This is a genomic window from Pelomonas candidula (genome assembly GCF_043555985.1).
In the GTDB taxonomy this organism is placed as follows: Bacteria; Pseudomonadota; Gammaproteobacteria; order Burkholderiales; family Burkholderiaceae_C; genus Pelomonas; species Pelomonas candidula.
The window spans coordinates 234,953-256,841 of record NZ_JBIGIC010000011.1 but is presented as its reverse complement, the minus strand read 5'-3'; the positions used below and the strand labels follow the sequence as shown (position 1 = coordinate 256,841).

General features: G+C 68.3%; 18 protein-coding genes. 5 read left to right on the top strand and 13 right to left on the bottom strand.

What is annotated here, in order from left to right; all coding sequences use genetic code 11:
• Positions 1–6: 6 nt before the first annotated feature.
• Both ACG04R_RS21055 and ACG04R_RS21050 read right to left on the bottom strand, forming a co-directional pair.
• A complete protein-coding gene (locus tag ACG04R_RS21055) occupies positions 7–3,198 on the bottom strand; it encodes a UvrD-helicase domain-containing protein (protein WP_394415472.1) in 3,192 nt (1,063 codons plus the stop codon).
• Positions 3,195–5,720: a PD-(D/E)XK nuclease family protein gene (locus ACG04R_RS21050; RefSeq protein WP_394415470.1), complete on the bottom strand. Its 2,526-nt coding sequence runs from the start codon at positions 5,718–5,720 to the stop codon at positions 3,195–3,197. The genes ACG04R_RS21055 and ACG04R_RS21050 overlap by 4 nt, the downstream gene beginning before the upstream one ends.
• A 153-nt stretch (positions 5,721–5,873) precedes the next feature.
• On the opposite strand from ACG04R_RS21050, the gene trxA reads away from it, so the two are divergent.
• The 4 genes from trxA to ACG04R_RS21030 all read left to right on the top strand — a co-directional run bounded on the left by trxA (position 5,874) and on the right by ACG04R_RS21030 (position 9,858).
• Positions 5,874–6,203 (top strand): thioredoxin TrxA, encoded by a 330-nt coding sequence (trxA, locus tag ACG04R_RS21045; protein WP_394415468.1) that lies wholly within the window; start codon positions 5,874–5,876, stop codon positions 6,201–6,203.
• Between the two features lie 244 nt (positions 6,204–6,447).
• Entirely contained in the window at positions 6,448–7,713 is a 1,266-nt protein-coding gene (gene rho / locus ACG04R_RS21040) for a transcription termination factor Rho (protein WP_394415465.1), read from the top strand.
• A gap of 126 nt (positions 7,714–7,839) precedes the next feature.
• Positions 7,840–8,091 (top strand): type B 50S ribosomal protein L31, encoded by a 252-nt coding sequence (locus ACG04R_RS21035; RefSeq protein ID WP_088481742.1) that lies wholly within the window; start codon positions 7,840–7,842, stop codon positions 8,089–8,091.
• 126 nt (positions 8,092–8,217) lie between these two features.
• The gene (locus ACG04R_RS21030; RefSeq protein WP_394415463.1) at positions 8,218–9,858 is read left to right on the top strand and encodes a hypothetical protein; all 1,641 of its coding nucleotides are present in this window, start codon (positions 8,218–8,220) and stop codon (positions 9,856–9,858) included.
• Here the strand turns inward: ACG04R_RS21030 and phoR are convergent.
• The 7 genes from phoR to pstS all read right to left on the bottom strand — a co-directional run bounded on the left by phoR (position 9,852) and on the right by pstS (position 16,482).
• The gene (phoR, locus tag ACG04R_RS21025) at positions 9,852–11,219 is read right to left on the bottom strand and encodes a phosphate regulon sensor histidine kinase PhoR (protein WP_394415461.1); all 1,368 of its coding nucleotides are present in this window, start codon (positions 11,217–11,219) and stop codon (positions 9,852–9,854) included. The genes ACG04R_RS21030 and phoR overlap by 7 nt on opposite strands.
• 16 nt (positions 11,220–11,235) lie before the next feature.
• The gene (phoB, locus tag ACG04R_RS21020; RefSeq protein ID WP_394415459.1) at positions 11,236–11,937 is read right to left on the bottom strand and encodes a phosphate regulon transcriptional regulator PhoB; all 702 of its coding nucleotides are present in this window, start codon (positions 11,935–11,937) and stop codon (positions 11,236–11,238) included.
• A 2-nt stretch (positions 11,938–11,939) separates the two neighbouring features.
• Positions 11,940–12,647 (bottom strand): phosphate signaling complex protein PhoU, encoded by a 708-nt coding sequence (phoU, locus tag ACG04R_RS21015; protein ID WP_394415457.1) that lies wholly within the window; start codon positions 12,645–12,647, stop codon positions 11,940–11,942.
• A 14-nt stretch (positions 12,648–12,661) separates the two neighbouring features.
• Positions 12,662–13,447, bottom strand: coding sequence for a phosphate ABC transporter ATP-binding protein PstB (gene pstB, locus ACG04R_RS21010; RefSeq protein ID WP_310268155.1), 786 nt, complete (start codon positions 13,445–13,447; stop codon positions 12,662–12,664).
• Between the two features lie 10 nt (positions 13,448–13,457).
• On the bottom strand, positions 13,458–14,321 hold the full coding sequence (gene pstA / locus ACG04R_RS21005) for a phosphate ABC transporter permease PstA (RefSeq protein ID WP_394415454.1): 864 nt from the start codon (positions 14,319–14,321) through the stop codon (positions 13,458–13,460).
• The gene (pstC, locus tag ACG04R_RS21000) at positions 14,318–15,277 is read right to left on the bottom strand and encodes a phosphate ABC transporter permease subunit PstC (protein ID WP_394415452.1); all 960 of its coding nucleotides are present in this window, start codon (positions 15,275–15,277) and stop codon (positions 14,318–14,320) included. The genes pstA and pstC overlap by 4 nt, the downstream gene beginning before the upstream one ends.
• A 164-nt stretch (positions 15,278–15,441) precedes the next feature.
• Positions 15,442–16,482, bottom strand: a complete 1,041-nt coding sequence (gene pstS / locus ACG04R_RS20995; RefSeq protein WP_394415450.1) for a phosphate ABC transporter substrate-binding protein PstS — start codon at positions 16,480–16,482, stop codon at positions 15,442–15,444.
• 168 nt (positions 16,483–16,650) lie between these two features.
• Between pstS and ACG04R_RS20990 the strand changes: the two genes are divergently transcribed.
• Entirely contained in the window at positions 16,651–16,989 is a 339-nt protein-coding gene (locus ACG04R_RS20990) for a fasciclin domain-containing protein (protein WP_394415492.1), read from the top strand.
• Here the strand turns inward: ACG04R_RS20990 and glmM are convergent.
• The 4 genes from glmM to ACG04R_RS20970 all read right to left on the bottom strand — a co-directional run bounded on the left by glmM (position 16,981) and on the right by ACG04R_RS20970 (position 21,887).
• Positions 16,981–18,312, bottom strand: a complete 1,332-nt coding sequence (gene glmM, locus ACG04R_RS20985) for a phosphoglucosamine mutase (protein ID WP_394415448.1) — start codon at positions 18,310–18,312, stop codon at positions 16,981–16,983. The two genes, ACG04R_RS20990 and glmM, sit on opposite strands and share 9 nt — an antisense overlap.
• A gap of 12 nt (positions 18,313–18,324) precedes the next feature.
• Positions 18,325–19,167, bottom strand: coding sequence for a dihydropteroate synthase (gene folP / locus ACG04R_RS20980; protein ID WP_394415446.1), 843 nt, complete (start codon positions 19,165–19,167; stop codon positions 18,325–18,327).
• A 58-nt stretch (positions 19,168–19,225) separates the two neighbouring features.
• Positions 19,226–21,127, bottom strand: a complete 1,902-nt coding sequence (ftsH, locus tag ACG04R_RS20975) for an ATP-dependent zinc metalloprotease FtsH (RefSeq protein WP_394415444.1) — start codon at positions 21,125–21,127, stop codon at positions 19,226–19,228.
• Positions 21,128–21,212: 85 nt separating this feature from the next.
• Positions 21,213–21,887 carry an RlmE family RNA methyltransferase gene (locus ACG04R_RS20970; protein ID WP_394415442.1) on the bottom strand — a complete coding sequence of 225 codons (675 nt, stop codon included), beginning with the start codon at positions 21,885–21,887 and terminating at the stop codon, positions 21,213–21,215.
• Positions 21,888–21,889: the final 2 nt, after the last annotated feature.

The following is a 21,889-nucleotide window of genomic DNA, read 5'->3' as shown; positions in this document are numbered from 1 at the left end:
GCCATTCTATGCGACAAACACGACCCTGCCCTCGCCGCTGATCAACGCGGCTTTCACGGGCTCGCCAGGCTGCAGTGCCTGCACCGCCGCCACGTAGCCGCGCAGCTGTTGGTGATAGGTCTGCACGGCCTCGGGTGACAGGCCCAGCTTGTAGTCCAGCACCCACCAGCAGCCGTCGCGATACTGCACGAGGCGGTCGATGCGGCCTTCGCCGCCGTCCAGTGCCACGGCCACCTCGTTGCCGGCCCATAGCAGCTCGGCCGGATCGAAGAAGGGCCCGGCCTCGGGGCTGGCCAGGATGGCGCGCACGCTGCGCTCCAGTTGCTGGCGGCCGGCGGCGTCCAGCCCGAAGGCCTGGCCGCTGCCGGCCAGCAGCACGTCCAGCGGCTGGGTCTGGCCCGGCTGGCTGGCCCATTCCAGGGCCCGGTGCAGCGCCTCGCCCACCTGGGCGGCCCGCGCGTTGTCGGCCGCGCGGGCCGGCAGCTCCACACGCTGCCCCTGCCAGGCCGGCAGCGGCCACCAACGCGGCGCGGGCGCCTCGGCCGCCGCGCCATCCTTCAGCGCCAGCGGCCAGGGCTGGCCCAGCGGCGAGAGCCGCGCCCACCAGCTGGCCTGCGGCCTTTTGGCCGGTGTGCGGCTGACGATGAGCATGCGGCGCGCACGCGTCAGTGCCACGTAGAGCGCGTTGAACTCCTCGCGCTCGCGGGCGGCCTGTTCCTGCGCGACGAGACCGGCCAGCGACGGCGGCGGCTTGGCCTCGGAGCCGAAGAAGGCCGCCTGGCGCGGTGCCGGTAGGTCCACCGGCCAGTCCAGCAGCAGGCCGTAGGTCTCGGCCTTGGGCGGCGCAGCGTCGGCATCCAGCAGCACGACGACCTCGGCCTCCAGCCCCTTGGCACCGTGGATGGTCAGCAGTTGCACGCCGGCCTCGCCGGTGGCCTGGCCCCAGGTCAGCGGCCGGCTGCGCAGCGCCCGCACGAAGCCGTAGAGCTGGGCATAGCGACCGCCGTCCAGGTCCAGCGCGGCGCGCAGCAGCGCCTGCACGCTCTGCACGCGCGCCGCCGCCTCGGTGGGCGGGCTGGCAGCCAGCAGACGCGGCAGCAGCTCGCCCTCGTGGACGATGCGATCCAGAAGCTCGTGCGGCGTGCTCAGTGAGGCGGCCTCGCGCCAGCCGGCCAGCAGGCCGCGTGCACGTGCCAGCGCCAGGCTGGGTTCGGGCAAGGCCTGCACGGCCTCCCACCACGGCAGGTGCTGGGCGGCGGCGGGCATGTCCAGATAGGCCACGCGGCCTGCAGCCCGGGCGATGCGCAGCAGTTCGTCGTCGGCGATGCCGAACAGCGGGCTGGCCAGCGCCTGGGCCAGCGAATGGTCGTGGCCGGGCGAGGCCAGCACGTCCAGCACCGCAAGCAGGTCGCGCACGGCGGGCGCGTCGGCGAGCGGCGTCTCCTCGGGCGCGGCATGCGGGATGCCCGCAGCGGTGAGTGCTGCGCTCAGCTGACGCAGCGGCTCGCGCTTGCGCGCCAGCACAAAGATGTCCTCGGGGCCCAGGTCGGGCCGCGCGGCCAGCAAGCCGGCGATGCAGGCCGCCACGCGTTGGGCCTCGGCGGCGCGGCGTTCGAACTCGGGCTCGTGGCGCGGCTCGATCAGGCTGGCGCGCCAGGCCAGCGGGTCGACCTCGCGCTCCGTCTTTTCGCCGGGCGGGCCGTCCAGCAGCCACAGGCCGGCCAGCGCATCGCTGCCCGGCGCGCCCTCGGTGGTGTGGGGGCGAAAGCCTTCCAGCACGCCGTCCAGCGCCCCGTTCACGGCGGCCAGCACCTCGGGCGCGTTGCGCCGCGTGTGGTCGCAGGCCAGGCTGACGCCGGCCAGCCCGCCCAGCACGAACTCGCGCGCGGCGATGAAGACGCGCGGCTCGGCGCGGCGGAAGCGGTAGATGCTCTGCTTGGGGTCGCCGACGATGAAGACGCTGATCTGCGCGCCACCGCCCGCGCCGGCATAGGCCTGCAGCCAGCCGTGCAGGGCCTGCCACTGCAGCGGGCTGGTGTCCTGGAACTCGTCGATGAGCAGGTGGCGCACCTGCGCGTCCAGCCGCTGCTGCACCCAGCCGGCCAGCTCGGGCCGCGCCAGCAGCGCCAGCGCGCCGCGCTCCAGGTCGTTCATGTCGACGAGGCCGCGGCCTCGCTTGAGCGCCTCGAACTCGGCGACCAGCACGCGGGCCAGCCGGCACATGCGGGCATGCTGCTCGGCAGCGGCCAGCTGGTCGAAGTCGGCGCGCAGCGCTTCGAGCTCGGTGACCATGGCGCGCAGCGACGGCAGCGCGTCGCTGGCCTTGTCCAGCTTGCGCGACGTGCCGGTGGCGGTGAACAGCGCAGCCCAGACCTCGTCGAAGTTGCCGGCGTCCACCAGCGCCGCAGCAGCCGTCTGCGCCTTGGCACCGCCCTGCCCCAGCTCACGGGCCAGCGCCACCAGCGACGGCGCCAGCTGCTCGAAGCGCTCTACCGGGTCGTGCTTTGGCGGCAAAAGGCTGGCGGCCAGCACTCCGGTCGCGTCGGCAAGGCCCAACTCCACACGCTTGGAGAAGCCGGCCACCAGCCATTCGCGCAGGTTGTGCCGGCCGCGCGTCAACGTCAGCGCCTGGAAGTCGGCCAGCAGGTCGGCATCACCCAGCACCGCGGCGTGGAAGCGCCGCCACAGCTGCGGCATCAGCTCCGCCTCGTCCTCGATGAGCTGCAGCTCCGGGGAGATGCCCAGCTCGGCCAGCAGGCTCATCGGCGCGGCGCGCAGCAACTGAGAGAACCAGCCATGGAAGGTGCGCACCTCCACGCCACGCCCGCCGCGCAGCAACTCGGCCTGCAGCGTGGCCAGCCGCGGGCGCAGACGCTCGGCCTCGGCGGCTTCCAGGCCGCGGTCCACCAGCGCCTGGCGTTGCGCGGCCTCGTCGGCCGCGGCGAAGCCGGCCAGCCATTCGGACAGCCGCTCGCGCATCTCGCCCGCGGCCTTGCGCGTGAACGTGATGGCGACGATCTGCTGCGGCTCGGCGCCGGCCAGCAGCGCACGCAGGATGCGCGACACCAGCATCCACGTCTTGCCGGCGCCGGCGCAGGCCTCGACGATGCTGCTGCGCGCCGGGTCGCAGGCGATGGCGTAGAAGCGCTCGCGGGGGATCAGCCGGCCATCGGCGTAGTAGGCGAAGTCGCTTGTCATGCCCAGTCATCCTTGCGGCACAGGCCGCGCGCTTCGCAGTAGTCGCAGACGCGGCCTTCGCCCAGCGCCGGCAGCGCGGCGCCGCCCAGCACCTCAGTGAGGTCGGCCTGCAGGCCGTCGCGCAAGGCGAGAGCCGTCTCGCTGACGGCCTCGTGCGGCACCAGCTTCAGCGCGTCCGGCTCGTCCAGCGCGAGGTAGGCGGCCTGCAACGCCGGGGCGGCGTCCATCAGCAGCGCGTAGACGGCCAGCTGCGTGTCCTCCAGCGGCGCCTTGAGCTTGTCCTTCAGTTCAGCAGCACGGCCGGTCTTGTAGTCCAGCAGCAGCGGGCCGTCGCGCGTGGCGTCGATGCGGTCGAGACGCCCCTGCAGCACCAGCCCGGCCAGCACGCCGTCGAAGGGCTGGCAGCGCTTGTCGACCTCACCGGCCTCGAAGCGCTGGCCACGGGCCTCGGTCTCGGCCAGCCAGCTCACGTAGCGCGGCAGCACACGCTCGAAGGCGGCGCGGTAAGGCAGGAAGTCGGCCGCGTCCAGGCGTTCGCCCTCGGTGTCGGCGGCAGCGCGCAGGTCGGCGAGATCATCACCGCTGCGCTGCTCGTGGAAACGCTTGAGGACGTCGTGCAGCCAGGTGCCGTAGTCGCGCTTGTCCAGCTCGACCTCCAGCTCGTCGGGCTCGCGCAGGCCCAGCAGGCTGCGGCTGAAGAACTGGTAGGGGCAGTTGCGCAGCGCCTCGATGCTGCTGGCACTCAAGGCCGCCGGCAGGCATGCCGGAACGGCTGCACGCCGCGGTGTGGGCGTGTGGGCCAGCACCGCCGCGGCGCGTTCGTCCTGCCAGGCCGGCAGCGTGTGGCCCCAGGCGGCTTCGAGGCGCTCAAGCAGCGGGCTGGGCGGCAGCGGCTCGGCACCGGCGTGGCTGCAGCGCAGCAGCGTGACGGCCGGCAGGCGCAGCAGCTGCGCGAAAGCCCAGGCCTGCGCCTCGCGCTGCGCGGCCATGTGCGGCAGGCCCAGCGCCTGCGCGTCAGCATCCGACAGCACGCCGTTGCGCGGCGGCGAGGCAGCCAGCGTCGCAGCGTCCACGCCCGGCAGCACGGCGGCACCGAAGGGCCGTAGCAGCGCGCGCGCCATCGGCGTGATGATGACTGCTGCCTGCGCATCCTCCTGCGGGCTGAACTGGGCGCCTTCCAGCGTCGCGTCCACCCAGGCCAGAAACTCGTCGGGCCGCAGCCGCGTCGCGCCGATGACCTGCTCGTGCGCACTGCCCTCCCACGGGTTGCGGCTGATCCACAGCGCATCCAGCAGCGGCTCGCCGCCTTCCACGCCGGCCAATGGCCCGAGGCGTCGCAGCACGCGGCCCAGGTCGGCCAGCCAACCACCCAGCTTGCGCGCGCCGCCACCGGCCAGCGGCGCGGTGGCATCGCGGATCTCGCGCCACAGCGGCAGGGCGAGTGCGTCCAGCGGGCCGGTCTGGCGCCAGCCCTTGCGGCGGCACAGCGCCTCCAGCTCGCGCAGCGCGGCGGCATCCCAGGCGGCGCCCAGCGGCGACTTCAGCCAGGCCAGCCAGTCATCCAGCACGGGCTGGGCCAGCAGCGCGCGCAGCAAGGCCATCAGCGCCGCGGCGGCGGGCGTGGTGGCCAGCGTCCAGCCGGTCTCGTCCTGCATCGGCACGCGTTGGCGCATCAGCAGCGTGCGCACACGGCGCACGACGACGCGGTCCTGCGCCAGCAGCGCCACCGGCGCGCGGCCGGCGTTCAGGTGCTGCAACACGGCCGTGGCGGCCTGCTCGGCCAGGGCTTCGAAGTCGGCGCTGGCGGCCAGCCGCAGATCGACGCCGGTGGGCACGGCCGTGTCCAGATCCACATCGGCCTGCAGCCGCAGCGCCGGCACGTCCCGCGTCATCAGCGCATGAGCCAGCGGGTCCGGGCCGCCGACCTCCAGCACCAGCCAGGCGCCGGGCCGCTGGCCGAACAGCGCATCGGTGGCCGGCCGGCGGTCGTCCGCCTCCACCCAGGCCACGGCCACCAGGCCCAGCGCCCGCTCCAGATCACCCGGGCCACCGGCCTGCAGTTGCAACCGCGCACGGGCAGCCTCGAAGAAGGCCTGCCGCGCCTGCGGCGCCCGCTGCGCCGCACCGCGGGCCAGCGCGTGGGCGGTTTCGACAAGCCGGGCACGGGCGGCCACGTAGGCCTTTTCGTCGCGCCCCCGCAGCGCCAGCGCCCAGCTCTGGTCAGCCAGCAGGCCTTCGGCCGTGAAGGCGTCGATGGCGGCGTCCTGGCTGATCTGCCCGGGCGCGGCCAACCGGCTGGGGCCCAGCGACGAGGCCAGGCTGTTGGTTGTGGTGATCAGCGGCGCCCAACCGCCACGGGCCGAAAATGCGCGCCGGGCGGGCGCAATCTGCTGTGCGAAGGGCAGGAGCAGCACGGCGTCGCGCAACGCCAGGCCCTGGCTGGCCAGCCAGTCGGCGCAGGTGGCGGCCACCCGGCGCCAGAACGCGTCGATGTCTTCCCCGGGCTCCAGGCCCACGTTCATGGCTTGCAATCCGGGCCTCCCGCCCTAACGTCTGCTGCCACTTCGGTCACCCCTGTGACCGTCCGGGCAAAAGTGGCTATGTCACAATCATTTTTGCCTATTCGGACGGCGCCAACGGCGGCCGCCACACCTTTGAGGCCAAGGAACCCTCCCATGAGCAGCGAATTGATCAAGCATGTTTCCGACGCGTCCTTCGACGCCGACGTGATCCAGTCCGGCAAGCCCGTGCTGGTGGACTACTGGGCCGAGTGGTGCGGCCCCTGCAAGATGATCGCGCCCATCCTCGACGAGGTCGCCACCGGCTACGGCGAGAAGCTGCAGGTCGCCAAGATGAACGTCGACGAGAACCGTGAAGTGCCGGCCAAGTTCGGCATCCGCGGCATCCCGACGCTGATGCTGTTCAAGGACGGCCAGCTCGCCGCCACCAAGGTCGGCGCCCTGTCCAAGGCCCAGTTGACCGCCTTCCTCGACGCGAACCTATAATCGCGCCAACTGCTGCGGCGCTCCTGGCGCCTCCCGGCTCCCCGCCGCAGCAGCCAAAGCCAACACGCCCCGGGTTCCCGACGGAATCCAGCCAGCGTGGCCTCGGCTCCCCTCCCCACCTTGTTTCGTCTGAATCCGCGTCGCTCGCTGTTGGAGCGATTGCCCCTTCGGTCCGGTCACGGGGCGGCCGTGGAATCGCCGTTGCGCCTTGGCTGGCGCTGCGGCCCCTGACGGGTGTTCACCCATGCATCTTTCCGAACTCAAAGCCCTTCACGTCTCCGCCCTCATCAAGATGGGCGAGGAGCTGGAGATCGAGAACGTCTCGCGCCTGCGCAAGCAGGAACTGATGTTCGCCATCATGAAGAAGCGCGCCAAGGCCGGCGAACAGGTCTTCGGCGATGGCGTGCTCGAAGTCCTGCCCGACGGCTTCGGCTTCCTGCGCTCGATCGAAGCCAGCTTCATGGCCTCGACGGACGACATCTACCTGTCGCCCAGCCAGATCCGCCGCTTCAACCTGCACACCGGCGACCTGGTGGAAGGCGAAGTGCGCGTGCCCAAGGACGGCGAACGCTACTTCGCGCTCGTGAAGGTCGACCGTGTCAACGGCCAGACGCCCGAGGAGAGCAAGAACAAGATCATGTTCGAGAACCTGACGCCCTTGTTCCCCAAGGAGCAGTTCAAGCTCGAGCGTGAAGGCTACAAGGGTGAGGAGAACATCACCGGTCGCATCATCGACCTGACGTCTCCCATCGGCAAAGGCCAGCGCGCGCTGATCGTCGCCCAGCCCAAGACCGGCAAGACCGAGATGATGAAGAGCATCGCCCATGCTCTCGTCGCCAACGCGCCGGACTGCCACCTCATCGTGCTGCTCGTCGACGAGCGCCCCGAGGAAGTGACCGAGATGCTGCGCACCGTGCGCGGCGAGGTCATCAGCTCCACCTTCGACGAACCCGCCGCCCGCCACGTGCAGGTCGCGGAAATGGTCATCGAACGCGCCAAGCGCCTGGTGGAGTTGAAGAAGGACGTGATCATCCTGCTGGACTCGATCACCCGCCTGGCCCGTGCCTACAACAACGTGCTGCCATCGTCCGGCAAGGTCATGTCCGGCGGTGTGGACGCCAACGCACTGCAGCGCCCCAAGCGCTTCTTTGGCGCGGCGCGCAATATCGAGGAAGGCGGCTCGCTGACCATCATCGGCACGGCGCTGATCGACACCGGCTCGCTGATGGACCAGGTCATCTACGAAGAGTTCAAGGGCACCGGCAACTGCGAAATCCACCTGGATCGCCGCATGGCCGAGAAGCGCGTCTACCCGTCCATCCTGATCAACAAATCCGGCACGCGTCGTGAAGAGCTGCTGCTCAAGCCCGAGATCCTGCAGAAGAGCTGGATTCTGCGGAAGCTGCTCTACAACATGGACGAGATCGAGGCGATGGAGTTCATCCTCGACAAGATGAAGGCGTCGAAGAACAACCTGGACTTCTTCGACATGATGCGGCGCGGCGGGTAACTCTTCAGCCCCAAACTAGCCAAACTGCAGGGAAGCCCGCTAGAATCGCGGGTTTTCCGCCCCAGAACACCCGGAAAGTGCGTCACAACCCGTGGCGTGGCTCCCGACCTAAGCCGAGAGGTTCCCATGAAAGAAGGCATTCACCCCAACTACCGCGACGTCGTCTTCGTCGACCTGTCCAACGGTTTCCAGTTCGTGACGCGTTCCACCGTCCAGACCAAGGAAACCATCGAGCTCGACGGCAAGACCCTGCCGCTGGTGAAGCTGGAAACCACCAGCGAATCGCACCCCTTCTACACGGGCACGCAGAAGAGCGTGGACAACCTCGGCGGCCGTGTCGAGAAGTTCCGCAACAAGTTCGCGCACCTCAAGAAGTAATTCTTCGCAGCGGCTTAGGCCGCTTCGCATGCAAGGGCAGCTTTGGCTGCCCTTTGTCATTTGCGCCTGACGCTGCCCTGCCGGAACTGCGGCATCATGCCGGCCGACCTGATTGAAGCTGCACGAGTGAATCTGCCCACCCCTGCCATCGTCGCCGAACGCGGCGTCGAGCGCCTGCCGCGACTGGCCCTGCTGCTGCTGTGCGCGGCCTACCTGTTGCCCGGCATCTTCGGCCACGACCCCTGGCGCAACGACGACCTGACGGCCTTCGGCTTCATGGTCAGCATCGCCAAGGGGCATGCCACCTGGTGGCAGCCGGCCATCGCCGGCATCCCGGCAGAGGGCGGCCCCCTGCCCTACTGGCTGGGCGCGCTGGCCATCAAGGCCCTGCCCTTCCTGGACGCGCCCGTCGCCGCACGCCTGCCCTACGTGCTGGTGCTGGCCGGCGTGTTCATCGCCACCTGGTACGCCTGCTTCCACCTCGCCTGCACGGAGGCGGCCCAGCCGGTGGCGTTCGCCTTCGGCGGCGAAGCGCATGCGGTGGACTACGCCCGCGCACTGGCCGACGGCGCGCTGCTCGCCTTGATGGCCTCGCTGGGACTGCTGCGACTGGGCCACGAGACGACGCCCGAGCTGCTGCAATTGCTGGCGGTGTCGGTCTACATCTATGGCCTGGCCGCGGCGCCGTTCCGGCGCGGCCGGTCCCGCGTTGCCGTGCTGCTGGCGCTGCCGGTGCTCGCGGCCAGCGATGCCCCCACGGTGGCCTGCGTGCTGGGCCTGCTGGGCGTGCTGCTCAACCACCGCTCCAGCTACCCCGAGGCCAAGGGCCAGCGCGTCTGGCTGCTGGGCGCGCTGACGCTGGCGGTGCTGGCCGCCTACGCCTTTGACGGCTGGGCCTGGCGAGCGAAACCGGGACTGGACGTCACCTCGCTGCTGAGCCTGCTGGCCTGGTTCTGCTGGCCTGCCGGGCCGTTGGCGCTGTGGACGCTGTGGCGCTGGCGCCGGCACGGGCTGCGCCGCCACATCACGGTGCCCGCCATCGCGCTGCTGGTACCGCTGGTGGCCTGCATCGCGATGGACGGGTCGGATCGCGCGCTGCTGCTGGCGCTGCCGTCGCTGGCCATCCTCGCCGCCTTCGCGCTGCCGACGCTGAGCCGGGGCTTCGCGGCCGCGGTGGACTGGTTCTCGGTGTTCTTCTTCAGCGCCGCGGCGCTGTTCTTCTGGCTCTACTACCTGTCCATGCACACCGGCTGGCCGGAGCGCCCGCTGGCCAATCTGCGCCGGCTGGCCGAGGGCTTCGAGCCAGAGTTCAGCCTGCTGGCACTTGTGTTCGCGCTCGCTGCGACGGCGGCCTGGCTGGCGCTCGTGCGCTGGCGCACGGCCCGCCACCGCCACGCGCTGTGGAAGAGCCTGGCGCTGCCGGCCGGCGGCGTGGCCCTGGGCTGGCTGTTGGTCATGAGCCTGCTGCTGCCGCCGCTGGACTACGCACGCAGCCTGGCGCCGCTGGTCTCGCGCCTCAAGGCGCGCATGCCGCCCGAGGTCTCGTGCCTGGCCGCACCGGGCCAGAGCCTGCCGACGCTGGCGGCGCTGGAATGGCACGGCGGCTGGCGCGTCGAGGGCCGGGGCTCGCTGGCCGCGACGACGTGCAGCCATGCCGTCATCGCGGCCGGCCAGCCAGCACCACGTGGCTGGCAGGTCATCGCCCACGTGAAGCGCCCGACGGACCGCAGCGGCAGCGCCGGGCTGGTGCTGCTGAAGCGTCAGTGATCGGAGATCGCCGCCGCGCTGAACGCGGCCTCGTCGCCCAGGGCTGAGTCGCTGGAAGGCCGCACGCGCGCGGCCGGGAAGACGAGACGGAAACGCGAGCCCTTGCCGACCTCGCTCTGGATCATCAGCTCGCCTCCATGCCGCTGCATGACGTGCTTGACGATGGACAGCCCCAGGCCTGTACCGCCGGTCTCCCGCGAACGGCTGCCGTCGACGCGGTAGAAGCGTTCGGTCAGCCGCGGGATGTGCTCGCGCGCGATGCCCGGGCCGCTGTCGATGACGGTCAGCTCGCCGCTGCCGTCCTCCAGCAGCCGCCATGCCACGTCGACGTCGCCGCCGTCGGGTGTGTAGCGCACGGCGTTGGTGACAAGGTTGGCGATGGCACTGAGCAGTTCGCTCTCGATGCCCGCCAGCTCGACACCGGTGGCGGGCTTGAGCGACAGCCGGTGGCGCCCTGCCGAAAGCGCCTCGGCATCGGCAGCGATGCGCAGCAGCAGGCCGTCCAGCCCCACCCAGCGGTCCGGCGCGGGGCGCGGGCTACCTTCCAGCTGCGCCAGCGTCAGCAGGTCGGCGACCAGCGTCTGCATGCGCTGGGTCTGCTGGTTCATCAGCACCAGCACGCGTTCGCGCTCCACGGTCGTCAGCGGCAGCGAATGCATGGTCTCGATGAAGCCGGACAGCACGGTCAGCGGCGTACGGATCTCGTGCGAGACGTTGGCGACGAAGTCGCGCCGCATGCCCTCGGCACGCAGGCGTTCGGTGATGTCCAGCGACAGCACGAGACGCATGCCCTCGCCGTAATCGCGAACGACGATGGACAGCGTGCCCGGGCCGCGGCTGTTGCCCAGCACGAGCGGCTCGGCGTAGCGGCCCGCCTGCAGGTAGGCGACGAAGGACGGCGCGCGCACGAGGTTGGTGATGCGCTGGCGCAGGTCGCGCTGCGGGTCGAGCGAGAAGTGATCGGCCGCGACGCGGTTGCACCAGACGATCTGCTCCTGCGCATCCAGCATCAGCACGCCGTTGGGCGAGGCCTCGATGGCCGACAGGAACTGCTCCAGCTCCAATTGCCCGCGCGCGACGGCGCGATCGCGGTCGCGCACGGCGCGCTCGATGCGATAGCCGACTTCGCCCCACAGGCCGGTGTCGCGCGGTGCGTTCTCGAGCTGGTTGCCGCGCAACCAGCTCAGCAGCCGGTAGCCGCGCACGGCGTCGACGAGCAGCATCAGCATGACGCCGACAACAACGCCCACGCCCAGACCGAGGCCATCGACACCCGTGGCGGTACGCACCGCCGCTCCAATGACAAACCCGAGCAGCGCGGCCACCAGGGCCATCAGCAGTCGGGGCAACAACCAGGTCATGTGCTGGGGAACCGCCTCAGGCCGAAAGTGCGCTGCTTTGCTGGGTCAGGCGGTAACCCGCACCACGGACGGTCTCGATCATGCGGGCGCATTGCACGCGCTCCAGCGCCTCACGCAGGCGCTTGACGTGGACGTCGATGGTGCGCTCCTCGATGAAGACGTGGTCGCCCCAGACGCGATCCAGCAGCTGCGAGCGGCTGTGCACGCGCTCCGGGTGCGTCATCAAGAAGTGCAGCAGGCGGAACTCGGTGGGGCCGAGCTTGACCTCGACACCCTCGCGGCTGACACGGCGCGTGCCCGGGTCCAGCAGCAGCGGACCGACCTCGACCGCGCTGTCCAGCGCCTCAGGCGCCTTGCGGCGCAGCACGGCGCGGATGCGGGCCAGCAGCTCGTTGGTCGAGAACGGCTTGGTGACGTAGTCGTCGGCACCCGCATCGAGGCCGGCAATCTTGTCGCCCTCGTCGGCTCGCGCCGTCAGCATGATGATGGGCAGCTCCTTCGTGCGCGCCGCGCCGCGCCACTGGCGGGCAAGCGCCACGCCGCTCTGGCCGGGCAGCATCCAGTCCAGCACGACCAGGTCGGGCAGCACGCGGTCCACCTCGTACTGCGCCGCAGTGGCGCTGGCGGCCAGCGTGACCTCGAAGCCGGCGTGACGCAGGTTGATGGAGATCAGTTCGGCAATGGCCGATTCGTCTTCGACGACAAGGATGCGACTCATGATCAGCGCACCATCGTCTCGACGGCTTCAGGCGTGTTGTGACGCACGTCCTGACCCTTGACCACGTAGATGATGACCTCGGCCAGGTTCTTGGCATGGTCGCCCACGCGCTCGATGGCCTTGGCGACGAACACCAGGTCGATGGACGACGAGATGGTGCGCGGGTCTTCCATCATGTAGGTGATGAGCTTGCGCAGCAGGCCGTCGAACTCCTTGTCGATCTCGTCGTCATGCTTGAGCACATCCAGCGCGCGTTCGACGTCCAGGCGGGCGAAGGCGTCTAGCGCCTTGCGCAGCTGGCCGGTGGCGAGCTCGGCCTCGAAGGCCAGGTCCGACATCGGCACACGCATGCGGCTGGAAACGCCGCTGGCCACCAGGCGCTGCACGGTGCGGGCGATGCGCGCGGCCTCGTCGCCGACGCGCTCGAGGTTGGCGATGCTCTTGCTGATGGCGATCAGCAGGCGCAGGTCGCGGGCGGTGGGCTGGCGGCGCGCGATGATGGTGGAGAGATCGCGGTCGATCTCGATTTCCATCGAGTTCACGCGGCCTTCGCGGGCCAGCACTTCGTCGGCGGACTCGGCCGAGAAGTCGCTGAGGGCCTGCACGGCCTGGGCTACCTGAGCCTCGACGAGGCCGCCCATCTCAAGCACGCGGGTAGAGATGCCGCTGAGTTCGGCGTCGAATTGGGTGGAGAGATGCTTGTCAACCATTCTTTTCTCCTCAATCAGCCGAACCGGCCGGTGATGTAGTCCTCGGTGTCCTTGCGCTTGGGCTTCATGAAGAGCTCGGCCGTGGGGCCGAACTCGATGAGGTCGCCGAGGTACATGTAGGCCGTGTAGTCGGAGCAACGCGCGGCCTGCTGCATGTTGTGGGTCACGATGGCGACGGTGTAGTCGCTCTTGAGTTCGTGGATGAGTTCTTCGATCTTGCCGGTGGAGATCGGGTCCAGCGCCGAGCACGGCTCGTCGAGCAACAGCACCTCGGGCTTGATGGCGATGCCGCGCGCGATGCACAGACGTTGCTGCTGACCGCCAGAGAGGCCGGCGCCGCTCTGGTTGAGCTTGTCCTTCACTTCGGTCCAGAGAGCGGCCTTCTTCAGGGCCCATTCGACACGCTCATCCATCTCGACGCGCGGCAGCGTCTCGAACAGCTTCACGCCAAAGGCGATGTTGTCGTAGATGGACATCGGAAACGGCGTGGGCTTCTGGAAGACCATGCCGACCTTGGCGCGGATCAGCGAGACGTCGTCCTTGCTCTGCAGGATGTTCTCGCCGTCCAGCAGGATCTCGCCTTCGGCGCGCTGCTCGGGGTAGAGCTCGAACATGCGGTTGAGCGTGCGCAGCAGTGTGGACTTGCCACAGCCCGACGGACCGATGAAGGCGGTGACCTTCTTCTCGGGGATATCAAGGTTGATGTTCTTCAGCGCATGGAAGCTGCCGTAGAAGAAGTTCAGGTTGCGCACCGACAGCTTGGCGCGTTCGCCCACGGGCGTTTCGATCTTGGCGTCCATGGTTGAGTCCTTAGTGTTTGTTCTTGAAGAGCACGCGGGCGAGGATGTTCAGCAGCAGCACGCCGACGGTGATCAGGAAGACGCCGGCCCAGGCCAGCTTCTGCCAGTTTTCGTAGGGGCTCATCGCGAACTTGAAGATGGTGACGGGCAGACTGGCCATCGGCGCGCCGATGTCGCTGGTCCAGAACTGGTTGGACAGCGCCGTGAACAGCAGCGGCGCCGTCTCGCCGGACACGCGGGCCAGTGCCAGCAGGATGCCGGTGAGCACGCCGGCGCGGGCGGACTTCAGCGTGATGGCCAGGATGACCTTCCACTTGGGCGTGCCCAGCGCGTAGGCGGCTTCGCGCAACGCGTTGGGCACGAGGCTGAGCATGTTTTCCGTCGTGCGGATGACGACCGGGATGACCAGCAGCGCCAGGGCTAGCGAACCCGCCAGACCCGAGAACGTGTGCATCTTGGCCACGACGAGGGCGTAAACGAACAGGCCCACGACGATGGATGGCGCGGACAGCATGATGTCGTTGATGAAGCGCACCACGCTGCCCAGCAGGTTCTTCTGGCCGTACTCGGCGAGATAGACCCCGGCCAGGATGCCGACCGGTGTACCGACCAGCGTGGCCAGGCCCACCATGACCAAGCTGCCGAACAGCGCGTTTGCCAGACCACCGCCCTCACCTTGCGGCGGCGGTGTCATCTGCGTGAAGGTGGCCAGGCTCAGACCACCGATGCCGAGATAGATGGTCTCGAACAGTATCCAGATGAGCCAGAACACGCCGAAGGCCATCGCCCCCAGCGACAGCGTCAGCGCGACGGCGTTGATGCGCTTGCGTTTGTTGTGCATCGCCAGGCGGCGAGCGTCGAGTGCGGAACTCATGCGCGGGCTCCTTCACTCTTCTTCAGGCGCAGCAGCAGCAGCTTGGAGATGGACAGCACGACGAAGGTGATGAGGAACAGCACGAGGCCGAGGTACATCAGCGAGGCCTGGTGCAGGCCCTCGCCGGCTTCGGCGAATTCGTTGGCCAGCGTGGACGTGATGCTGTTGGCGGCCTCGAAGACCGACAGCGAGTTCAGCTGGTTCATGTTGCCGATGACGAAGGTGACGGCCATCGTCTCGCCCAGCGCGCGGCCCAAGCCCAGCATGATGCCGCCGACGACGCCGGTCTTGGTGTATGGCAGCACAACGCGGGAGACGACCTCCCAGGTCGTCGCGCCGAGGCCGTAGGCGGACTCCTTCAGCATGGGCGGCGTGACTTCGAACACATCGCGCATCACCGAAGCGATGAACGGGATGATCATGATCGCCAGGATGATGCCGGCCGACAGGATGCCGATGCCCACCGGCGGGCCGGACACCAGCGAACCCAGGACCGGCACGCCGCCCAGCACGGCCTGCAGTGGCTGCTGGACGAAGGTGGCAAGGATGGGGCCAAAGACCAGCAGCCCCCACATGCCGTAGACGATGGAGGGCACGGCCGCCAGCAGTTCGATGGCGATGCCAAGTGGTCGCTTGAGCCAGGTGGGCGAGAGCTCGGTCAGGAACATGGCGATGCCGAAGCTGACCGGCACGGCGATGACCAGTGCGATGAACGAACTGGCCAGCGTGCCGTAGATCATCACGAGGCCGCCGAACTTCTCCTGCACCGGGTCCCATTCCGCGCTGGTCAGGAAGCCCAGGCCGAAGGCCTTGAGCGCCGGCGTCGCGCCGATGATGAGGGAGCCGATGATGCCCACCATCAGCGCCAGCGTCAGCCAGGCCGCACCCTGCGACAGGGCGGCAAACAACGTGTCGGCCCAGGGAGCGACGCGGCGGCGCTGGGGTTGGGGTTTCATCGGTGATGTGCGAGGTTCGCTTCGATCAGCGCCTGCGCTGCTGTCGGCGGGAAGGATGGCTGCCAAGGAACCTCCGAAGGTCTGGTCTGCGGGATGGACGCCTGGACGTGGCAAGGCCCGGCCGAAGCCGGGCCCGCATTCGTGTCAAGAATCGCGTCCAGGGGTCACTTGAAAGCGACGGGCTTGCCGGCGCTGTCCTTGATGTGGTCGGCCCACTGCTTGCGCACCAGTTCCTTCACGCTGGAGGGCAGCGGCACGTAGTCGAGGTCGTCGGCCATCTTGTCGCCATTGCCGTAGGCCCAGTCGAAGAACTTCAGGGCGGCGGTGGCCTGGGCAGCCTTGTCCTGCGACTTGAACATCAGGATGTAGGTCGGGTTCGTGATGGGCCACGACGCCTTGCCCGGCTGGTCGGTCGTGATCTGGTAGAACGTCTTGTTCCAGTCGGCACCGGCGGCGGCGGACTTGAAGGCTTCGTCGTTCGGGCTGACCCAGTGGCCTTCCTTGTTCTTCAGCTGGACGTAGGTCATCTTGTTCTGCTTCACATAGGCGTACTCGACGTAGCCGATGGAGTTGGGCAGACGCTGCACGAAGGCGGCGACGCCTTCATTGCCCTTGCCGGCCGTGCCAGCCAGCCACTTGACCGTCGTGCCTTCGCCGACCTTGTCCTTCCACTCGGGGCTGACCTTGGACAGGTAGTTCGTGAAGATGAAGGTCGTTCCCGAACCGTCGGCGCGGGCCACCGGGGCGATGGCAGCGTCAGGCAGCGCGACGCCGGGGTTCAGCGCAGTGATGGCCGCGTCGTTCCACTTGGCGACCTTACCCAGGTAGATGTCAGCCAGCACGGCGCCAGTCAGCTTGATCTGACCCGGGGCGATGCCCTTGATGTTGACGACGGGCACGACACCGCCGATGACGGTGGGGAACTGGAGCAGACCATCCTTGGCCAGCTCTTCGTCCTTCAGCGGCATGTCGGAGGCGCCGAAGTCGACCGTCTTGGCCTTGATCTGGCGGATGCCGGCACCGGAGCCGACGGATTGGTAGTTGATGCGTGCACCGGTCGCCTTGTTGTAGGCATCGGCCCACTTGGCGTAGATGGGGGCGGGGAAAGTCGCACCAGCACCGGTGACGTCCTGGGCAAGGGCCACTTGAGCCCCGAAAAGGCTCGCGACGATCGCGAAAGACTTGCTGACCTGGACAAAGTTCATCTGAAACACCTTCCGCAGAGCGGTTTTGACGATGGACGGCATCCTAGGGATCAAATGTGACCATTCGGTGACCATCACTGAACCCATCCGGCGATTGGAACCTGTCGAAGTGCTCATGTGAAGCCGCGTGAGCCGGCTTTGTGACAGCGTCATTTGGCGTTCACGCGAATGTCACATTTGGCTCCTGGAGTGCCGGCCGCCCATTGTCCGCACCTGTTCGGAGACCTGAGTGATCCGTCGCCCGGCCTTCCTCGCCTTTGCAGCCGCCTGGCTGCTGGCCGGCTGCGCCACCACGCCCGCGCCCGCACCGCTGGCGCAAACGCGGCCCGCGACCCGCAGTTCACCCCCTTCAACCGCCTCGCGGCACAGTCTGGCCTGGCCGAGGAACTGCGCGGCGCCGGCCCGCTGACCGTCTTCGTGCCCAGCGACGATGCTTTCAAGGCCATGCCGGCCAAAACAAAAGCCGCCCGAGGGCGGCCTTTTTCTACGGCCAGCCACTCACGCTGAAAGCGCGTCCACCAGTCGCTGCGCGCAACGCTGGGCCAGAGAGGCGTCCGCCGCCTCGACCATGACGCGCAGCAACGGCTCGGTACCCGACGCGCGGATCAGCACACGGCCCTTGTTGCCCAGCTCTGCAGTCACCGCGGACTGCTCCTCGGCCAGCCGTGAACTGCTCTTCCAATCCTGACCAGGCTGCAGGCGCACGTTGATCAAGGTCTGCGGAAACAGGTCCACGCCGGCCAGTTGCTCCGCCAGGCTACGGCCGCTGCGGCAGACCGACTGCAGCACCAGCAGCGCGCTGACGATGCCGTCACCGGTGGTGTGCTTGTCCAGCGCCAGCAGGTGACCCGACCCCTCGCCGCCCAACTGCCAGCCGCGCGCGGCCAGTTCCTCCAGCACGTAGCGGTCGCCCACCTTGGCGCGCACGAACTCGACGTCGCGCGAGCGCAGCGCCAGCTCAACGGCCATATTGGTCATCAGCGTGCCGACCGCACCGGGCACTCGCTGCCCTTGGGCCAGACGGTCCGTGACCATCGCGTAGAGCAGCTCGTCGCCGTTGTAGAGGCGGCCGTTGCCGTCGACCAGTTGCAGCCGGTCGGCGTCACCGTCCAGCGCCACGCCATAGTGCGCGCCGTGGGCCTTGACGGCCTCGACCAGCGCGGCTGGCGAGGTCGCACCGAAACCCGCGTTGATGTTGAAACCGTCGGGTTTGCAGCCGATGGAAATGACCTCGGCACCCAGCTCGTGGAAGACGTCCGGCGCGACGTGATAAGCCGCACCGTTGGCCGCGTCGACGACGATCTTCAGGCCCTTCAGCGTCAGGTCGGAGCCGAAGCTGTTCTTGCAGAACTCGATGTAGCGGCCGCGCGCATCTTCCAGGCGCTTGGCGCGGCCCAGGCTGGCGGAGTCCACCCACTGAGGTTCCTCGTCCAGCGCGGCCTCGACGGCCAGTTCCCAGGCGTCGGGCAGCTTCTCCCCTTTGGCCGAGAAGAACTTGATGCCGTTGTCCTGGAAGGGGTTGTGCGAGGCGCTGATGACGACGCCCAGGTCCAGGCGCAGCGCCCGCGTCAGGTAGGCCACACCCGGCGTGGGCAACGGGCCGGTCAGCAGCACGTTGATACCAGCCGACGCAAACCCGGCCTCCAGCGACGACTCCAGCATGTAACCGGAGATGCGCGTGTCCTTGCCGATCAGCACCATCGGGCGGTTGCTGGTCTTGCGCAGCACACGGCCGACGGCATGGCCCAGGCGCAACATGAAGTCCGGCGTGATCGGCGACTGGCCGACGGTGCCTCGAATGCCGTCGGTCCCGAAATACTTGCGGCTCATCGAGCTCTTCCTTTATTCAGTGCGTGCGATTTTCGCCGCATCGACGGCGGTCCACACCTTGAGAGCGTCCACCGTCGCAGCGACATCGTGCACACGAATGATGTTGGCGCCGGCGCTGACGGCCCGAAGCGCCGCGGCGAGACTTGCCGGCAGGCGCTGGTCCACAGGTTTGCCGGTGATGTCGCCCAGCGTGCGCTTGCGCGACCAGCCAACCAGCAGCGGGTAGCCCAGCTCAGCCAGTCGCTGCTGTCCGGCAAGCAGCTGGAGGTTGTGCTGGGCCGTCTTGGCGAAGCCGTAGCCAGGGTCCAGCGCGATGTTCCCTGCCGGGACGCCCGAGTCGAGCGCCGCCTGGGCGCGCAGCTTCAGGAACGCCCCAACCTCGGCGACGACGTCACCGTAGACCGCCAGGTCCATCATGGACGCCGGGTCGCCGCGCATATGCATCAGGCACACGCCGGCACCGGTGCCTGCGACCGCGGCGAGCGCACCGGGCAACTGCAAGGCCTGCACATCGTTGACGATGTCAGCGCCGGCCGCCAGAGCGCGGCGCATGACCTCGGGCTTGTAGGTATCGACCGAGACTGGCGCCCCCAGCGTGACGGCCGCAGCCAGCACCGGCTCGATGCGTGCCCACTCGGTGTCGGCATCGACGTGAGGCGCGTGAGGCCGCGTGGACTCGCCACCGATGTCGAGGATGTCGGCGCCCTCGGCCAACAGACGCTCGCAGTGAGCGATGGCGGAAGGATGTCCGTCGTGCCGGCCGCCATCCGAGAACGAATCGGGCGTCACGTTGACGATGCCCATCACCTGCGGGCGGCTCAGGTCGATACGGAAGCGGCGGGTCTGCCAGTACATGCGATTCGCGAATGGAAAACGGGCCCGGGGTCAACCGGGCCCGCTGTTCGGGAGCCAATCAGGCCGCGGCGGGGGCGCCGTCGGTGCTGACAGGCGGCGTGCCGCTCGGGCCGCTGCTGGCAGCAGGCGGCGCGCCACCACCCGGCTCGCGCGGCGGGCGGCCGGCCATGATGTCCAGGATCTGGTCGCGGTCGATGGTTTCCCACTTCATCAGTGCGGCGGTCATGACCTCGACCTTGTCACGGTTGTCCTCGAGGATCTTCTGCGCGACGGCGTACTGCTCGTCGAGGATGCGGCGGATCTCGCTGTCGACCTTCTGCTGCGTGTTTTCGCTGATGTTGGCCGTCTTGGTCATGCTGCGGCCGAGGAAGACCTCGCCCTCGTTCTCGGCATACACCATCGGGCCCAGCGCCTCGCTCATGCCGTAGCGCGTGACCATGTCGCGAGCCATGCGGGTGGCGCGCTCGTAGTCGTTGGATGCGCCGGTGGAGATGTCGTGGACGAACAGGTCCTCGGCGATACGGCCACCGAACATGATGCTGATGCTGTTGAGCATCTGCTTGAAGTACAGACTGTGCTGGTCGCGCTCGGGCAGCTGCCACGTGACGCCCAGGGCACGGCCGCGCGGCATGATGGTGACCTTGTGGACCGGGTCGGTGCCGGGCAGCAACTCTGCGACGACGGCGTGGCCGGACTCGTGATAGGCCGTGGCCTTCTTCTCGTCCTCGGTCATGACCATGCTCTTGCGCTCGGGGCCCATGTAGAGCTTGTCCTTGGCGCGCTCGAAGTCGATCATTTCCACGAGACGACCGTTGCGACGGGCAGCAAACAGTGCGGCCTCGTTGACGAGATTGGCCAGATCGGCACCGCTCATGCCAGGCGTACCGCGGGCCAGGATGGACGCGTTCACGTCCTGGCCGATGGGCACCTTGCGCATGTGCACGTTCAGGATCTGCTCGCGGCCACGGATGTCCGGCAGCGTCACGTAGACCTGGCGGTCGAAGCGACCCGGACGCAGCAGCGCGGGGTCCAGGATGTCGGGGCGGTTGGTGGCCGCGATGACGATGACGCCGAGGTTGGTATCGAAGCCGTCCATCTCGACAAGCATCTGGTTCAGCGTCTGCTCGCGCTCGTCGTTGCCGCCGCCCAGGCCGGCACCACGATGGCGGCCGACGGCGTCGATTTCGTCGATGAAGATGATGCAGGGCGCGCTCTTCTTGGCCTGCTCGAACATGTCGCGCACGCGGGCCGCGCCGACGCCGACAAACATCTCGACGAAGTCGGAACCCGAGATCGTGAAGAACGGCACCTTGGCTTCGCCGGCGATGGACTTGGCCAGCAGCGTCTTGCCGGTACCCGGAGGGCCGACCATCAGCACGCCACGCGGGATGCGGCCGCCGAGCTTCTGGAACTTCTGCGGGTCCTTCAGGAAGTCGACCAGTTCCTTCACCTCTTCCTTGGCCTCGTCGCAACCGGCGACGTCGGCGAAGGTGATGGTGTTGTTGTTCTCGTCCAGCATGCGGGCTTTGGACTTGCCGAAGCTGAACGCCCCGCCCTTGCCGCCGCCCTGCATCTGGCGCATGAAGTAGACCCACACGCCGATCAGCAGCAGCATGGGCGCCCAGTTGATCAGCATGCTGATCAGGAAGCTCTGCTCCTCGCGCGGCTTGACGTCGAACTTGACGCCGTTGTTGCGCAGGTCGCCCACAAGGCCCTGATCCTTGGCCGTGGCCAGCGTGCGCAGCTTGTTGCCGTCGGTGTCCTCGGCGGTGACATCACCGGCAAAGCCGTCCGGCAGCGTGACCGATTTGATCCGGTGCGACTGGACCAGGTCCAGGAACTCGGAATACGTCACCTGCTTGCCCGGTGCCGTCGCCCCGCCAAACTGCTTCACGACCGTGAACAGCACCAACGCGATCACGATCCAGACGGCGAACTTAGAAAACCATTGATTGTTCACTGCGACTCCTTGGCCCTGATGGCCCAGCGCGGGTTTCAGGACTGTGGGGGCGATTTTAGGTGAGGCAAGGGGGCAAGCCCTGTAATTAGCGGTTTTTCAACCCGATGCCGACCAAGAATGTCTCGGAAGAGCGTTCGCGCGAGGCCTTGGGCTTCACGACCTTGACGGTCTTGAACTGGGCACGGAACAACTGCACCAGCTCGTTGTAGCCACTGCCGTGGAAGACCTTGGCCACCAGCGCCCCCTCGGGCTTGAGGTGATGGCTGGAAAAATCCACCGCCAGCTCGATGAGATTGGAGATGCGGGCTGCATCCGTGGACGCGATGCCCGACAGGTTGGGCGCCATGTCCGACACGACGACATCGACCGGCCGGCCGGCGAGCGCGGCCTCCAGTTGGGCCAGCACCGCGTCCTCCTGGAAGTCCCCCTGGATGAACTGCACGCCCTCGATGGGTTCGAAGTCCAGCAGGTCCAGCGCAATGATGGTGCCGTTGAGCTGGCCCACGGCTGCCCCGCCCCGCCCTGCCTCGGTAGGCGCGAACCTGCGGCGCAGATACTGGCTCCAGGCGCCCGGCGTGGCGCCGAGGTCGACGACAACCTGGCCCGGGCGGATCAGCTTCAGCTCCTCGTCGATTTCCTTGAGCTTGTAGGCCGCGCGCGAGCGATAACCGTCCTTCTGCGCCTGCTGCACATAGGGGTCGCTGACGTGGTTGTTGAGCCACGCCTTGTTGAGCTTCTTGCTTTTGGTTTGAGTTTTCATGC